Source organism: Paenibacillus sp. V4I5 (assembly GCF_030817255.1).
Lineage (GTDB): Bacteria > Bacillota > Bacilli > Paenibacillales > NBRC-103111 > Paenibacillus_E.
In genome coordinates this window covers 2,665,620-2,680,168 of sequence record NZ_JAUSZB010000002.1, presented here as the reverse complement: position 1 = coordinate 2,680,168, position 14,549 = coordinate 2,665,620, and the positions used below count along the sequence as shown (strand labels likewise).

Genomic DNA, 14,549 nt, shown 5'->3' with positions numbered 1-14,549 from the left:
ATTTAACATGCAGACAGTTACAATGGACATATACTTTATTTCAATGTGGAAGGGGTGAAAAAGTGCCTTTTCGTGATGTAACTATTAAGCTCATCTCCCATGTCTATTGGCACCGTAAAGTGGCGTTTATGCTAGAAGAAGATGAGTATCCTTGTTGGACGATATTTGCCGTAGAAGACGGCAGATTCTTCTATCGAGTTGGGGAGCAGAAAGGCGAAGCGGCGTTCGGAGACTTTGTCATCTGTCCACCCCATACCGTGTTTCAGAGGAAAACACTTGAACCCCTGTCCTTTCACTTCCTGCAGTTTGTATGGTTGTCTAAACCTAGTTTAGGTGATATAGCCTTCTGGAAAGGGAAATTGACGATTAACGATACAGATCGTTTATCTTCCAATTATCGATATTTGAGACAGCTTCCCGGCTGGGATGAAGAGAGCACGCTGCATAAACAGCACATGGTGAACGATTTATTACGTTTGGTCAAAATGGAGCGAGATCGCAAAGATGACCCTTCCACAGAAGTCGACTTGTTGATGGAGAAGGCCCGGAGATACATGACAGAATATGCTTATGCAAGCCTATCCCTATTGGATTTGGCTGTAACGCTGGGACTAACCCCCGTACAATTCACCCGTAAGTTTCGCAGGGCGTTCGGGCAAACACCTTCTGAGTTTTTGAATGAGATGCGTCTCACAAGGGCTCGGCATTTGCTGGAGGAATCAACGCTTACTTTGGATGCGATTGCCGCGAAATGCGGATTCGAAAACGGTTTTTATTTGAGCCGCGTTTTTACGCAAAAAATGGGCATGGCTCCATCGATCTACCGAAGCAGGCATCGCGTATAAAAAAAGGCCCCAACTTTTCCTGAGGAAAAGCTGGAGCCTTTTTTCGTTGATTTGGGACACTAAGGTCCGCTATAAGGTAATTTGCCTTGAACATACTCATCTTCAGGCTTCCGAATCCAGCGTTGTAGGTAACCTTGCGTATACAGAGCTTTGATTAGAATGATCAATACAGGTGAAAGGATGACCCCTGCAAATCCAAAGAGGGAAAGGGATACAATCATGAAGGCTAAGGTCGTAAAGGCCGATACCCCAAGTGATTCCCCAGTAATCTTTGGCTCCATAACTTGTCTGACGAGGATGACGACCAGGAGTAAGGCACTTAGCCAGATCGCTAGGGTCGTTTGGCCAACAATGAACAGGTAGATGATCCATGGAATGAACAAAGTTGATACGCCGAGTAGCGGCAGCACATCGAATAAGCCTGACAACAGCGCGATGGAGAAAGCATTGTTTACTCCGAGCAGGAGCAGGGCAATGAAGACAACAATGAACGTCAATAGGATCAGTTTGGATTGTGCCTTTATGTAGGATACGATACCCTTCACCACATTTTCTTTAAGAAAAAAGAAGACGGATTTGAAGGTTTTTGGTGTTTTTTCACCTGCAAGACGTTTCCAAGAATCAATTTCAATGCTAAGGAAGTAGGCTAAGATAATCCCGACGATGAAGTTGAACATGAAGGTTGAGAAGGATGTCAGCGAGGCTACCAATCCAGATAAGAAAGCAATGATAAACTTGGAGGCATTGCCGGCGAATTGCCCAGCATAATCTTTGGCTTTCACAATAACGTCAGGTGGCAGCGTTTGGAATCGGTCATTCAAATCGCTAATTCTTTGCACAATTTGATCGTTGAACACCGCTTGATATTCATCCACCTTATCGACAAGACTCATGATCTGGCTGGTGAAAATGACAGCGGCACCGGTTAGTGCGCCAAGGATGATAAGGACGAAAATTAAGGTCGAAATCGCCGATGCGATTGACTTACGTATCCCTTTGCGGTTCAAAAACCGAGCAAAAGGCTCGATCATCATGAAAATGATCAGAGCCAGGAAGATAGGGGTAGCGATGCGATACAGGTAACTAAATAACAGCATGAATAAATAGACGGTTAGAACAATGAGAGCAATGTCAAAGGCTGTTCTCCAATATTTCTTGTAAAAAGAAATCATGCATGTTCCTCCGGTATCATTATTGTTCGGTCAAAATAATCGGCCCTTGACTCGTGATGGCAATCGTATGTTCATATTGAGCGGACAAACTGCCGTCATAAGTCCTTGCTGTCCATCCATCTTGATCTACTTTGGAATGGTATTTACCTACATTAAGCATCGGTTCAATCGTGAAGACCATGCCTTCTTTAATCCGCGGCCCTTTGCCTGCTGGTCCATAATGAGGCACTTGCGGCTCTTCATGCATTTCGGAGCCAATCCCGTGACCAATAAAATCTCTTACAACGGAAAAACCATGCGATTCGGCGTACACTTGGATGGCATGTGACACATCACCGATACGATTGCCGGGAACGGCTTGCTCAATTCCTTTGTATAAAGATTCTTTCGTTACTTTCAGCAATTTCTCGGCAACTGGAGAAATGTTACCCACCGCATAAGACCACGCGGAGTCTGCCAACCAACCATCTATACGTACAACCATGTCGATGGTTACAATATCGCCGTCATTCAGAGGCTCCTTCTTAGGAAAACCGTGACAGATCACGTCGTTGACGGATGCACAAGTGGCATATTGATAACCGTGATACCCTTTTTGCTCAGGAGTGGCCCCGTGCTTAGTCAGAAAGCCCTCTACGAATTGGTCGATTTCCCAGGAGGTTATACCAGGTCGAATCATCTTGGCAATTTCTTTATGACAATCAGCCAGGATGCGACCCGCTCTGCCCATCTTTTCAATTTGTTCTTTTGATTTGATTGTGATCATCTTGCTCCACTCCTCTGGTGATATTCCCTAATTATTCATTATGTCCACTTTGCTGACCATAACTTCATTTCTTTTATTATTTGATGCAAATCCTGGCCTTTGGGTGTCAAAGTATACTCGACCGTAACAGGAACCGTAGGGTAAGCCATTCGTTCCAAAACCCCATGTTCCTCAAGGTGACGAAGGATATCCGTTAATGATTTAGGGCTGACTCCAGTTATCTGGCGCTGCAGCTCGCCGAAACGTTTCGTTCCGCAAAATAATTCGCGAAGCACGAGAAAAGCCCATTTTCCACCAATAACTTCAAGTGTTCTCTCAACCGAGCATTCGATTTCTTTGGGTACTTTAGGAACATAGTTGCTGAGTGGAGCGACTTTTTCATTCTCTAGGGTTGACATAAGACCGCTTCCTTTCAAATTGAATGTATGTAACTAACTTATATGTAAGTTAGTTACTTCCGTGTAATTAGTGCTCTTTGTGCTCACTACTATGTATTTTAAAGTTCGTTTAGTGAATTAGCAAGAAGTAAGGGATGACTTGGGACAAAGGTTGATTTCGTGCCTTAGATTCTTTACAATAAGAAATAAAAATTAATGTTTCAGGAGATGTGTACATATGAACGTCAAAATTTCTCGTAATGCTGCTAAAGTACTTCAATTGGAGCTTGATAAAGAAGAAAACAAAGGATTATTGGTTCGCGTTCAAGTGACTCATTCGCACGGTGACCATGCTCACTATGGTTTGGGTCTTGACGATAAATCAGAAAATGACGTCCTTGTAAGCACAGATAAAGGTATTGACGTTATTCTAGATAAAAATGAGCCTTTGCTGGATGGCATCCGTATTGATTACTTCTACACACCAGAAGAAGGCTTCATGATTACGAACCCAAGCAAGGGGAATCACGGAGATCACTAATGCGCAATGATATTCGCATTTGTGATAAATGCAAACACATGAAAGTGAAGACTGCCCTTTCTAAGATAAGTGTCATTGCACCCGATGCTGAAGTCAAAGTTGCCTGCAAATCATATTGCGGTCCTTGTTCCCGATTTGCATTTATTTTTATTAATGGACGCTATGTGACAGCACCAACAGAAGACGAAGCGATTGAAAAGGCGAAAAAGTATGTAAAATGAGAAAAAGCATCCGCCCACTTTGGGGTTGGATGCTTTTTTACATTCAAAGAAATTAAGCATGAACTGCTGATTTCTCCAACAGCTTGCGAATTTGGCTGTCTATTTTGCTTGGAGAAGTGGTAGGGGAGAAGCGTTTAATCACATTGCCTTGCTGATCAACTAAAAACTTTGTGAAATTCCATTTAATGCTTGAACCGAGAAGACCTGAAGCCTGCTTTTTCAGGTATTGGTAAAGCGGATGGGCGTCTGCGCCGTTCACATTGATTTTGGAGAACAACGGAAAGGTAACACCGAAATTAATTTGGCAAGCTTGCTCGACTTGAGCATCGTCGCCGGGTTCCTGGTCCTTAAATTGATTGCACGGAAATCCTAACACGCTAAAACCTTGTTCCTTATATGTGTCATGGAGCTCTTGAAGTCCTTTGAATTGAGGAGCAAAGCCGCACATCGTTGCGGTATTCACAATAAGCAGCACTTGACCTTGGTAATCAGCAAGAGACTTTTCTTCACCGCGGATTGTACGAACTGTAAATTGATGAACGTTCAAAAGGGCCGCCTCCTTTGTTTTATCTTACACAAATTAAATGTGTGCAATTTTAACGGATTTGAAAAGCTGTTTTTTTAGTTTACATTTTTTTCATATCCCTCTGACACTCCACGAATATATAAACATTATGCTTATCACAGTGAAAGTTTATTAGATGATGGAGGGTTTATATGAAAAGATTACTCAGAAGAAAACGACTGCTAATTGTACTTGCGGCCATTTGTGCCGTTTTTACAACAACTGTCGTATCCGCAGGACAAGCTACGTTGGAGGCTATTGCTGTAAAGTTTCAACTAACTTCCGGCGGGAAAACGCTTACGCTTGATAAAGATCCCGTTGTCATTAACGGTAGCACATATGTTTCTCTTCGTACCATTGGTGAAGCGCTTGGTAAACAAATCGAATGGAATGAATGGAATCAATCCATCACGCTTAAAGATATTCCTAAAGTGACTGGTAAATTTGAGTGGAAAAATGCTCCTGTGCTTGATAAAGGTATTCAAGAAGGCGGGTTCTCAGGTCTGGTTCACTTAGCTAAAGATGCTGCAGATACGTTCTATACGTTGGCAGATCGTGGACCCAACGGTGAAGTAGGTAAAGATAAACTTCGCACATTCCCGATCGATAACTACACGCCACGTATTTATAAATTCAAAATTACGAACGGAAACATTGAAATCTTGGAGACGATCAAACTCTCGCTTCCGGATGGCAAATTAGATAAAGTAAGCCATAGCAAATACATAACAGGACTGCCGAACTTGGTTGGAATCGATGAAGTTCCTTATGATGAGAAAGGTGTTACGAAGCTGGCTTATGATCCGGATGGTCTTGATCTGGAAGGTATCGCATATAGCCCATCTGACGATACATTTTGGGTTTCAGATGAGTATCGCCCATCCATTCTTCAAGTGAAACGTGATGGCACGATACTAGGACGCTACGTCCCTAAAGGCGCTAAAGACAAGCTCGTTCAAGCCGGTGCTCAAACGCCAATTTTTGATACACTGCCTGAGGTTTACAATACGCGTATTTCCAACCGTGGATTCGAAGGGGTGACGATTTCCCCAGACGGCAAATTCTTGTATACGTCCATTCAAAGTCCAATGGCAAATCCGGATAAGAAAACAGGGGAGTCATCCAGAAATCTGCGTATCCTCAAAATGGACCTAGCCACGAAACAAATTGTGGGTGAGTATGTTTATGTGGCTGAGCAAGCTGGCATGTTCGTTAAAGTGAATCAAAAAGATATCGTGATCAGTGATCTCTCCGCACTATCCAGTGATGAGCTGCTTGTGGATGAGCGTGATAAGAATGCGGGTGCTGACGCACAGCTGAAACGAATTTACAAATCCGATTTCTCTAAGGCTACGAATATTTTAGGAAAAGATACAAGCAAAAACTTGGAAAGCCTATCCGTTCAGCAGCTCAAAGACCAAGGTATTCAACCAGTTAGCAAGGAATTAATTGTCGATATTGCTAAACTAGGATACCCGTATGAGAAGATTGAAGGCTTGACGGTTGTTGACAAACATACAATTGCGATTGTTAACGACAATGACTTCGGTATTAGCTATGACGATAAAGGCGTATTAACACTAACAAGCGCGCCAACACAGCTACAACTTATTCAAGTTTCAGACGACTTATCCACGAAATAAAGTAAACGAAAACCCAGTTCATCGAGGCGCTCTCGGTGGTCTGGGTTTTATTATTTAAACCATATCAGCGAGGGCTTTGTCTACGAAAGAATATTTAAACGTAAAGCCATGCTCTAATAATACGCGAGGGAGCACCTTCTGACCTTCCAAAAGCAGCGTAGATAACTCACCGAACATTATTTTTAAAATAAAAGCGGGAAGCGGGAAAAGATTAGGTCTCCGCATTGCTTTCGCTAAGGCCCGTCCAAACTCCCTATTCGTGACCGGATTCGGCGCTGTCGCATTAACAGGACCTAGCATCGCTTCATTCTGAATGCAAAAATCGATAAGCCTCACCATATCATCGATGTGAATCCAGGAGAGCCATTGCTTGCCGCTGCCTATGGGACCGCCAACACCAAGCTTATAAGGCAAGGCCATTTTTGGGAATGCGCCTTCCTTGCCATCTAGAACAAGGCCAACGCGGACTTTTACGATGCGTGTTCCCTGTATCTGATCAGCCGCGGCTTCCCACTGTTCGACTACCTTCGATAAGAAATCCACTGGGCGATGCGGACTTCGTTCGTCAAAGGTTTCGGTTTCTGAGGTCCCGTAAACGGACATTCCTGAAGCATTAACGACGACTTTCGGTTTCACATCCATGCGTTCTACAAGCTGAGCCACTTGCTCAGCCGCTTTTAGACGAGACCCAACGATTCGTTCTTTGGCTGCAGCTGTCCAACGCTGATTTATCGACTCACCAGCTAAATTTACTATGGCATCCAGTCCTGCGAATGCGCTCGAATCCGTCTTTAGTTGATCCCAAGTGACGGTGCGTACATGCTCTATAACAGCTCTGGGTGAACGTGAAATATTGATGACTTCATGACCTTGCTGCTGCAAATGAGAAATCAATCGTTTGCCTATAAACCCGCTGCCGCCGGTGACTGCTACTTTCATCATTCAGCACCTCCTTTCTTTTATTATAGGGCCTATATACAATGTTTTCCAATCTGCGTTATTCTTCTCTTTACATTACTATGTTATATTGGAAATAGGGAGGGATGCCAAATGTTTCGTTTTTTATTCCGAAAATCACCCAAACCGTCCAAGAGAAGTCGCGTAGGCAAATCCAAACCGGACTTTCGAGCTTCAGATCTACCCCAAGGGCTTGGTTTGCTAGAAGGAGTTCCGTTAGAACGTATCGTTACTAAGCTGAATAGTGCACTTCCACTTGATTATGTAGAAAGACTCCAATATCGCGTAAAAGCTGGGAATCCTTCCATGTCCGATGACGAGTTTGCCTGTAAATGGTTCGAATTAAAGCGATTTTTCCTGATGAATCTCATTTTAAAAAGAACTCCGATGTTTAGCAGCGAAATCGATGAAATTTGGCATGAGATGCTGATGTTTACGAGAGAATATCAACGGTTCGGGGATCAATTCGCTGGTGGCGTTATTCATCATTCACCTGAACGTGAACCGAAGCAAATGCCGGGTGAACGTGCTTGGTTCGATTGGGTATATGCGCACTTGTTCGAGTTCGCTCCAACGAGTTCACGATGCTGGAACGGTTTTTTCCGCAATCCGCTGGATGAGGAACGTACAGATTTGCTTCGCAAAGCGAATGAAGAAGAAATCGCCGAGCAATGGTTCGATATGGAGCAGGCGAAGCGGTATCCAGAAGTTGCAGAGACGATCCGCATACTAATCACGCAGGCGATTAAAGAAGCCAGACATTCAGTGAACAGTCGCAGGTTTGAGGACACAGGCTGGAAGGATTCACTAACAAACCCGAACAACTTGGTGTATATGGCAGGAGCCATGATGTTCTTCTCCATTCAGGATAATGGTAACTATACAAGCGGGATGAACTCGCAGTGGCCTGAGGCTGGACTAGAATCGGAGAAATACAAGCAAAGCAGCTGTTCTTCATCGGGTTGTGGCGGCTATGGAAGCAATAACGACAGCTCAGGAGATCAAGGTAGTGGTGGCTCTAGCAGCTGCAGCTCCGGCTCGGGTTCTTCTTGCTCGTCAGGGTCGAGCTGCGGGTCTGGATGCGGCGGCAGTTAACGTAAGCTGTGGAAGCAGCATTCTGTTCGTAAAATCGCATGACCCCGACTGGGGTTCCGGGTAAAGCGGCGAATGGACACTAGGAACATGATGAAAACTTTCTTTTGGACACTCTCCGTCGGAGGGTGTCTTTTGTTGTGCGCCCAGCATGGGCGCTATCTACAGGGTTCAAGTCCTGAATGGCGAAGGCAGTAGTAGCCATTAGCTTAAGACAAGGGTGTCGCCCGCGAGGATGAATCTAAAGGAAGTCAGCGGCTCACAGATTCAAAACTAGAGCCAAATTGGAGACACATATCGTCATTTTTCGTGTATAATTGGAATTCGGTGTCGATTTCTTTGACCTTCGGTAAATTAAACAGCGATAGGAGTCATCTCTAATGAATCGATTGCGTGGTTTTCTAAATTCTTATCATCCCATTGTACATACGTTAATACTTGGAACCGTTATGGCTAGGGCCGCGTCCTCTATGAGTTTGCCGTTTCTCGCGATTTATTTAGCCAGACATACGTCGATGAGTGCGGTGATGATCGGAATTGTCATTGGGATGGGTTCTTTGGCTGGGACCGTAGGCGGTTTTATTGGGGGCACCTTATCGGACCGATTCGGAAGGCGCATTATCATGCTGGCGGCGCTTTTCGGCTGGGCGTTCGTGTTCTTAGGCTTCGGCATGGTTAAATTACCAATTCTGTTTATGCTGCTCAATATGCTGAACGGCTTGTGCCGATCCTTTTATGAGCCCGTGTCGCAGGCGTTGATGGCAGATCTCACAGAACCTGCTAAGCGACTTAAAGTATTTTCGATGCGGTATATGGCTATTAATCTTGGTGTTGCAGTCGGGCCACTTTTGGGTGCCTTTTTCGCTACGATGAACGGTGCGCTGCCTTTTCTCATCACAGGAATCATTTATTTTATTTATGCGGTCACTCTTTACGCACTGCTCATCGCTTTTGGCATCAAGAAAATCGAGGGTGAGAAGAAATCTTCGGTTACTTTCGGTTCTGCTGTGCGAGTGATTCGCAGTGATATGACTTTTCGCTTGTATATCTTTGGTGGCATTATTGGAGCTATCGGATACTCCCAGGTGATGGTGACACTTTCGCAATATTTGGAGCAGAGTTTTGTCGATGGCGTGAAAATGTTTGCGATCTTGATGAGTGTGAATGCGATTGTGGTCATTGTCATGCAGATTCCACTTACTCGGTTGGCCGAAAAGTACACGCCAGTCGCTGCAATTGTAATTGGCAACCTAATGTTTGCGTTAGGGGATGTCGGCTTTGCATTTTCCCACTCGCTGGTATGGCTAATTATTTCGATGGGTATTTTCACCCTTGGCGAGATTCTAAATTACCCCGCTGCTAATATGTTGATTGACAAATTAGCTCCCGAGCATATGCGTGGCACCTATTTTGGCGCTCAAACATTAACGAACATAGGCCACTTTATTGGACCCTGGGTAGGTGGGTTCTTGCTCGTTTCTTATGGTGGAGATACGTTATATGTTCTTATGGCTGTTCTTACAATTACGGGATCCATTTTCTACTGGAGAGGCTCAATTCGTCAAATGATGGCGAAAAATACGTCGAAAAAAGAATTTTTTTGAAAAATAATGCAAAATTAGTTCTTAGGAACTATTCGATTTCAAAACGACTTCCCGTATCCTTGAGAGTGTACATATTTATTACTCTTAGTTCTTCAGATATGTAGCAAGACATCTCGACAAAGGCAAAGCTGGCGAAAGCCAGTGACGCAAAGCTAAAGGGGCTTCCTTGTCCTGCAAACCGGACTCGCAGCCAGCCAGCCGCCGAACGATTGGGTATCAACATCAGAACCCCTCCGATCGGTTCACTATGGTGGGGTTTTTCTCTGTCATAACAAATTCATGTAAAAATAAAAGGAGGATCCAGCAGCATGCAATCAGAAGGAATACAACAAGAAGAACAAAAAGTGACCTCGCTATGTGGTAATCATGTTGCCCGTTTGGTGCCTTCCTCGGATGGACCAAAGCTCATGATTAATCGGGAAGAATACGCATTAAATGAAAATTGTTGGGATGTTGAAATGTTTCACGGGAGAAACAATAGCATCTTGATTTTCTACTGGAAGGGCGAGGTTAAACTTTCTGTGAAAATGCCGCCGATGTCGCAAATTGAAGCATTTTTGACAAGGCTTTATCAATGTTTATCATCCAAATTAAGAACGGTACAGCCTATCTAGGCGTACCGTTTTTTTATTACCAGCTGTAAGGGATTTATAAAGACAAAATGATTGTCACAAATTGACAAAAACTGATATAATGATTGTAGGTTTTAGTAGTGCTTTGGAACTATTTTTAGGGGGATACATAGCATGAGATTAATCACTCGTTCGGATTTTGACGGATTAGTATGCGCGATGCTTTTCAAAAAGTTAAACATGGTGGATGAAATGAAATTCGTCCATCCCAAAGATATGCAGGACGGTTTGATAGAGGTTTCGGAAAACGATATTTTGGCCAATGTCCCTTATGTAGCGGGTTGTGGCTTGTGGTTCGATCATCATTCCAGTGAACTTGAGCGGATGGGCGAAAAGATTGAATTCAAAGGGGAAACCCGTATCGCGCCAAGTGCGGCACGTGTTGTTTATGATTACTATGGAGGGCCTGAGACCTTCGGTGATATCGATGATATTATGCGTGGGGTAGATAAAGCGGATTCGGCGCAGTTCAGCAAAGAAGATATTTTGAACCCAAGCGGATGGGATTTATTATCTTTTATCATGGATGCTCGAACGGGTTTAGGCCGTTATCGCGATTATCGGATTAGTAATTATCAATTGATGGAAGATCTTGTGGAGCACTGTGCAACGATGTCCGTTCATGAGATTATGGAATTACCAGATGTGAAAGAGCGTGTTTCGCGATATTTTGAGTTAGATGCCTTATATCGTGATATGCTTCAAACCTATACGCGGACGGAAGGCAATGTTATTATTACCGACCTTCGTGATGTGGAAACCATCTATCCAGGGAACCGTTTCATGGTGTATGCCCTTTATCCGGAGCAAAATATCTCGATTTGGGTCGTCGATGGCCGAAATAAACAAAACTGCGTCTTTGCTTGTGGTCACAGCATTGTGAATCGCTCGTCCAAAACGAATATTGGCAATTTGATGCTCCAAAATGGTGGAGGCGGTCATCGTGCAGCTGGTACTTGCCAAGTTGACTATGTGCACGCTGAGGAAGTTTTGAAGAAAATTGTTGAAACGATGAGAACAGACGGATAAAATAAGTGAAACGGACCGCAGGATGGGGAGTTCCCGGAAAGCGGTTTTTCACGAAATGGGGACAGGGGGCAATGGAGTGGAGTTAGAACAAATTCATCATGTGGCGATCATCAGCTCCAATTATGAGCGATCGAAACACTTCTATGTCGACTTACTTGGATTAACAGTCATACACGAAACATATCGTGCAGAACGTGACTCCTATAAGTTGGATCTACGCATCGGGAAGACCGAGCAGCAGATCGAGTTGTTTTCATTTCCGAATCCTCCGCTGCGAATTAACCAGCCTGAGGCAAGGGGTCTTAGGCATCTGGCTTTTGTCGTGCCGAATATGGAACAAAGCGTTAAGGAACTTGAGAGCAAGGGGATTGTGGTAGAACCGGTGAGGATTGATCCTATTACCGGTGACCAATATACTTTTTTTGCAGATCCGGATGGGTTGCCCTTGGAGTTGGTGGAACATGCGAAATGATCGCCAAGAAAGGACAGAACAGGAGCCGAAGCTGAGGTTTGCCAAAGGCTGCCTATGGAGTATTCTTGTGTCCATTCCCTTATGGGCGTTATTGATTTGGTTTTTGTTTATAAAATAAAATCCCTCATTAGCTTGGTCTGACCGCTGCATGCATGCAGTTCGGTCGGATGAGCCGTTGAGGGATTTTTATTTTTCCACATAAGAAAGTATAAGTTTTCGGAACCCGAAAACCGCTTTCTTATTGGCGATAAAACCTAATATAGGGATCTTTGGTCGGAGACCAAAGTCTCTCCGCATATAGGGATCTTTGGTAGTAGACCAAAGTCTCTCCTCGCTAAACGCGGTCGCACATCCCTGATCGGCCTCGATAGAGGTTTTCTTACTTGTCCGTTTGTCTGCGCGGTGGCAATGGTCCTAGATACTGGAACAGGTTACATTCGATCCGACCATTAAATAGTTTGCGCTTCTTATCCGCGCGGCGGTTCATATAGTGCTCGAGCTGTGTGCTCGGGCTTAAGATGAACATGCTCCATGAAGGCATGGGAGCGGTGAGTGCACCGAGCTGGCGCAGCGCCACCTCTACATCTTGCGCTTCACCAAGCCGCTCTCCATAAGGAGGGTTGGTGATCAAGCAGCCGTAGTCTCCGCGTGGGCGGGCTTTAGCTACTGGTTCCACGAGCAGCTTGAACTGCTTCGTCAAGCCGGCGGCTTTCGCGGCAGCCTCTGCGACTTCGATGGCAGAGGGATCAATGTCACTGCCAATGATGTTCAGCGGAACATCATCTTTAACCGCGTCGAAGGCCTCGTCGCGAGCCTTGTCCCACAGCTTGCGGGGGATATTGCCCCACGCCTCGCTAGGGAAGCTGCGCCGCAGTCCTGGCGCGATGTTCCATCCGATCATAGCAGCCTCGATCGGAATCGTTCCAGACCCGCAGAACGGGTCGTAGAGCGGTCTGTCGACCTTCCAGCGGCTCAGGAGGATCATCGCAGCCGCCATGGTTTCCTTGAGCGGCGCTTCGGTCACGAGCTTGCGGTAGCCACGCTTGTGTAAGCTGGCGCCGGTAGTGTCGATCGTTAGCGTTGCGATATCGTTCAGGAGTGCGATTTCAATCACGTAGCGTGCTCCGTTCTCAGGGAACCACTCCGTTCCGTAGCGAAGCTTCAGCTTCTCCACGACGGCTTTTTTCACAATTCCTTGGCAAGCGGGAACGCTAGATAATTGTGACTTATGGGAACGCCCTTCCACAGGGAATTCGGCATCGTTCGGAATCCAGTCCGGCCAAGCAAGCGCTTTGGCGCCTTCGAAAAGCTCATCGAAAGTCACGGCCTTAAATTGGCCCATGAGTACCAAGATGCGATCGGCGGTTCTGAGCCAAAGATTGGTGCGGCAGATGGCCAGCTCATCGCCAAGAAATCGGACACGGCCATTCTCGACAGTCACCTCGTTGTAGCCAAGATCACGGATTTCGCGAGCAACAATGGCCTCAAGTCCCATTGGGCAAGTTGCGATTAGTTCAATTTGTTGTGGCATGTTTAGATTCCTTCCATCCGGGTTGTACATCGCTCAATAAACTCATACAATTAACAAGTATAGGACAAATAGGTTACACTTACAAACGGAACACGCAAAGTGGATACTTTGATGCTTTTTCTAAGGAGGATAAAACATGGAAACCATAACAGCCGAGAGCTATATGGAGGGTTTATACGAAGAAGATACCGTTCTAGAGCGAGTTAAGGAAGTCATACGCACCCATAATATGCCCGAAATATCGATAGCACCAGGATACGGCAGATTGCTCACTATGCTGGTTACGATGATAGGCGCAACGAAGGTGTTGGAAGTAGGTGCTTTGGGCGGTTATAGCGGGATTTGTTTGGCGAGAGGCTTGAAAGAGGGCGGCAAGCTGATTTCGCTTGAGTTAAAACAAGAATTTGCTGATGTAGCCAAGCAAAATGTGACCGAAGCGGGCCTTGGCGAGCTCGTTGAGTACCGGATTGGCGAAGCACTCATTCATCTGAATGAGCTTCTTGAGCAGGGAGAGCGATTTGATTTCTTTTTTATCGATGCAGACAAGGTGAATTATCCGAATTATTTGGAGCTCGCAATTAAACTGGCGAATCCTGGCGCCATTATTGCGGGGGATAACACACTGATGCGAGGAAAAGTTGTCGATGCGAACCAAACCAAAGCCTCAGTTCAGGCGATGCGTACTTTCAATCAATTGATCGCCACTGATCCGCGTTTGGAAAGCACCATCCTGCCAGCTTATGATGGCTTGGCTTTAGCACGAGTGAAGTAATAAAAAAACGCTCTAAGCTAGCAATAGCTTAGAGCGTTTTTCATTGGTTTAAGATGCTTTTTGATCTGGTATATGGAAGTCAGACTCGCTTAATTTGCCAGGAGTAATTGGTTTGATTTGCGTTAACGGAGGCACTGGTTGTGATGTGGTACTAGGGTGAGTGACTTCTTGCTTCTTGAAAGAAATAGCATTGATGCCGTTCCAATAGATAAATAATAACTCTGCACATACGACGATAAAAACAATTTTACGCCAGTTCAGCCTCATGGATAGATCCTCACTTTCAATGATACGCCTATATTATCATATTGTGGAAGAAATTCCCATGAT

Annotated in this window: 17 protein-coding genes and 1 riboswitch; of the genes, 10 read left to right on the top strand and 7 right to left on the bottom strand. The window is 45.0% G+C overall.

Translation table 11 applies throughout. The annotated features are described in order from the left end of the window. Positions 1-62 precede the first annotated feature (62 nt). Entirely contained in the window at positions 63-845 is a 783-nt protein-coding gene (locus tag QFZ78_RS14110; protein ID WP_307548371.1) for an AraC family transcriptional regulator, read from the top strand. Positions 846-904: 59 nt separating this feature from the next. Here the strand turns inward: QFZ78_RS14110 and ytvI are convergent, their stop codons facing one another. Genes ytvI through QFZ78_RS14095 form a run of 3 tightly spaced genes read right to left on the bottom strand, consistent with a single transcriptional unit; the run spans position 905 to position 3,181 of the window. Beyond that, on the bottom strand, positions 905-2,017 hold the full coding sequence (gene ytvI / locus QFZ78_RS14105; protein ID WP_307548369.1) for a sporulation integral membrane protein YtvI: 1,113 nt from the start codon (positions 2,015-2,017) through the stop codon (positions 905-907). A gap of 19 nt (positions 2,018-2,036) precedes the next feature. Next, positions 2,037-2,783 carry a type I methionyl aminopeptidase gene (gene map, locus QFZ78_RS14100; RefSeq protein ID WP_047686259.1) on the bottom strand — a complete coding sequence of 249 codons (747 nt, stop codon included), beginning with the start codon at positions 2,781-2,783 and terminating at the stop codon, positions 2,037-2,039. Between the two features lie 38 nt (positions 2,784-2,821). Further along, on the bottom strand, positions 2,822-3,181 hold the full coding sequence (locus tag QFZ78_RS14095; RefSeq protein ID WP_029199371.1) for a winged helix-turn-helix transcriptional regulator: 360 nt from the start codon (positions 3,179-3,181) through the stop codon (positions 2,822-2,824). 217 nt (positions 3,182-3,398) lie between these two features. Between QFZ78_RS14095 and QFZ78_RS14090 the strand changes: the two genes are divergently transcribed. Both QFZ78_RS14090 and QFZ78_RS14085 read left to right on the top strand, forming a co-directional pair. Beyond that, positions 3,399-3,701 (top strand): heme biosynthesis protein HemY, encoded by a 303-nt coding sequence (locus QFZ78_RS14090; protein ID WP_029199372.1) that lies wholly within the window; start codon positions 3,399-3,401, stop codon positions 3,699-3,701. Beyond that, complete coding sequence (locus QFZ78_RS14085) at positions 3,701-3,922, top strand: YuzB family protein (protein ID WP_307440352.1); 222 nt, start codon at positions 3,701-3,703, stop codon at positions 3,920-3,922. Before QFZ78_RS14090 ends, QFZ78_RS14085 begins: the two co-directional genes overlap by 1 nt. A 52-nt stretch (positions 3,923-3,974) precedes the next feature. Here QFZ78_RS14085 and QFZ78_RS14080 read toward each other — a convergent pair whose 3' ends face one another. Further along, complete coding sequence (locus QFZ78_RS14080) at positions 3,975-4,469, bottom strand: glutathione peroxidase (protein ID WP_307548366.1); 495 nt, start codon at positions 4,467-4,469, stop codon at positions 3,975-3,977. 170 nt (positions 4,470-4,639) lie between these two features. Between QFZ78_RS14080 and QFZ78_RS14075 the strand changes: the two genes are divergently transcribed. Beyond that, positions 4,640-6,130, top strand: a complete 1,491-nt coding sequence (locus tag QFZ78_RS14075; protein WP_307548364.1) for an esterase-like activity of phytase family protein — start codon at positions 4,640-4,642, stop codon at positions 6,128-6,130. 54 nt (positions 6,131-6,184) lie between these two features. On the opposite strand, the gene QFZ78_RS14070 is transcribed toward QFZ78_RS14075, so the two are convergent. Continuing rightward, positions 6,185-7,069 (bottom strand): TIGR01777 family oxidoreductase, encoded by an 885-nt coding sequence (locus QFZ78_RS14070; RefSeq protein WP_307555670.1) that lies wholly within the window; start codon positions 7,067-7,069, stop codon positions 6,185-6,187. A 111-nt stretch (positions 7,070-7,180) separates the two neighbouring features. Here QFZ78_RS14070 and QFZ78_RS14065 point away from each other — a divergent pair, with 111 nt between their 5' ends. From QFZ78_RS14065 to gloA2, 5 genes are all read left to right on the top strand, one after another. Further along, positions 7,181-8,182, top strand: a complete 1,002-nt coding sequence (locus tag QFZ78_RS14065; RefSeq protein WP_307548362.1) for a glycine-rich domain-containing protein — start codon at positions 7,181-7,183, stop codon at positions 8,180-8,182. 377 nt (positions 8,183-8,559) lie between these two features. Then, positions 8,560-9,783: an MDR family MFS transporter gene (locus QFZ78_RS14060; RefSeq protein WP_307548360.1), complete on the top strand. Its 1,224-nt coding sequence runs from the start codon at positions 8,560-8,562 to the stop codon at positions 9,781-9,783. A 111-nt stretch (positions 9,784-9,894) separates the two neighbouring features. Then, a riboswitch (cyclic di-GMP riboswitch) is annotated at positions 9,895-9,989 on the top strand. A gap of 102 nt (positions 9,990-10,091) precedes the next feature. Next, complete coding sequence (locus tag QFZ78_RS14055; RefSeq protein WP_307548358.1) at positions 10,092-10,397, top strand: hypothetical protein; 306 nt, start codon at positions 10,092-10,094, stop codon at positions 10,395-10,397. A gap of 132 nt (positions 10,398-10,529) precedes the next feature. After that, on the top strand, positions 10,530-11,444 hold the full coding sequence (locus tag QFZ78_RS14050; RefSeq protein ID WP_307548356.1) for a DHH family phosphoesterase: 915 nt from the start codon (positions 10,530-10,532) through the stop codon (positions 11,442-11,444). A gap of 76 nt (positions 11,445-11,520) precedes the next feature. Continuing rightward, positions 11,521-11,916: an SMU1112c/YaeR family gloxylase I-like metalloprotein gene (gene gloA2, locus QFZ78_RS14045; RefSeq protein WP_307548354.1), complete on the top strand. Its 396-nt coding sequence runs from the start codon at positions 11,521-11,523 to the stop codon at positions 11,914-11,916. A gap of 379 nt (positions 11,917-12,295) precedes the next feature. Here gloA2 and QFZ78_RS14040 read toward each other — a convergent pair whose 3' ends face one another. Further along, positions 12,296-13,447, bottom strand: a complete 1,152-nt coding sequence (locus tag QFZ78_RS14040; protein ID WP_307548352.1) for a THUMP domain-containing class I SAM-dependent RNA methyltransferase — start codon at positions 13,445-13,447, stop codon at positions 12,296-12,298. Positions 13,448-13,583: 136 nt separating this feature from the next. Here QFZ78_RS14040 and QFZ78_RS14035 point away from each other — a divergent pair, with 136 nt between their 5' ends. Then, positions 13,584-14,219 carry an O-methyltransferase gene (locus tag QFZ78_RS14035; RefSeq protein ID WP_307548349.1) on the top strand — a complete coding sequence of 212 codons (636 nt, stop codon included), beginning with the start codon at positions 13,584-13,586 and terminating at the stop codon, positions 14,217-14,219. Between the two features lie 48 nt (positions 14,220-14,267). On the opposite strand, the gene QFZ78_RS14030 is transcribed toward QFZ78_RS14035, so the two are convergent. Continuing rightward, entirely contained in the window at positions 14,268-14,486 is a 219-nt protein-coding gene (locus QFZ78_RS14030) for a hypothetical protein (RefSeq protein WP_307548347.1), read from the bottom strand. Positions 14,487-14,549 lie beyond the last annotated feature (63 nt).

Coding starts and splice junctions, on each gene's coding strand:
- QFZ78_RS14060 (WP_307548360.1), top strand. CDS start 8,560: ATGAATCGATTGCGTGGTTTTCTAAATTCTTATCATCCCATTGTACAT.
- ytvI (WP_307548369.1), bottom strand. CDS start 2,017: ATGATTTCTTTTTACAAGAAATATTGGAGAACAGCCTTTGACATTGCT.
- QFZ78_RS14040 (WP_307548352.1), bottom strand. CDS start 13,447: ATGCCACAACAAATTGAACTAATCGCAACTTGCCCAATGGGACTTGAG.
- QFZ78_RS14090 (WP_029199372.1), top strand. CDS start 3,399: ATGAACGTCAAAATTTCTCGTAATGCTGCTAAAGTACTTCAATTGGAG.
- QFZ78_RS14075 (WP_307548364.1), top strand. CDS start 4,640: ATGAAAAGATTACTCAGAAGAAAACGACTGCTAATTGTACTTGCGGCC.
- QFZ78_RS14030 (WP_307548347.1), bottom strand. CDS start 14,486: ATGAGGCTGAACTGGCGTAAAATTGTTTTTATCGTCGTATGTGCAGAG.
- QFZ78_RS14055 (WP_307548358.1), top strand. CDS start 10,092: ATGCAATCAGAAGGAATACAACAAGAAGAACAAAAAGTGACCTCGCTA.
- QFZ78_RS14095 (WP_029199371.1), bottom strand. CDS start 3,181: ATGTCAACCCTAGAGAATGAAAAAGTCGCTCCACTCAGCAACTATGTT.
- QFZ78_RS14035 (WP_307548349.1), top strand. CDS start 13,584: ATGGAAACCATAACAGCCGAGAGCTATATGGAGGGTTTATACGAAGAA.
- QFZ78_RS14070 (WP_307555670.1), bottom strand. CDS start 7,069: ATGAAAGTAGCAGTCACCGGCGGCAGCGGGTTTATAGGCAAACGATTG.
- QFZ78_RS14085 (WP_307440352.1), top strand. CDS start 3,701: ATGCGCAATGATATTCGCATTTGTGATAAATGCAAACACATGAAAGTG.
- QFZ78_RS14050 (WP_307548356.1), top strand. CDS start 10,530: ATGAGATTAATCACTCGTTCGGATTTTGACGGATTAGTATGCGCGATG.
- QFZ78_RS14065 (WP_307548362.1), top strand. CDS start 7,181: ATGTTTCGTTTTTTATTCCGAAAATCACCCAAACCGTCCAAGAGAAGT.
- map (WP_047686259.1), bottom strand. CDS start 2,783: ATGATCACAATCAAATCAAAAGAACAAATTGAAAAGATGGGCAGAGCG.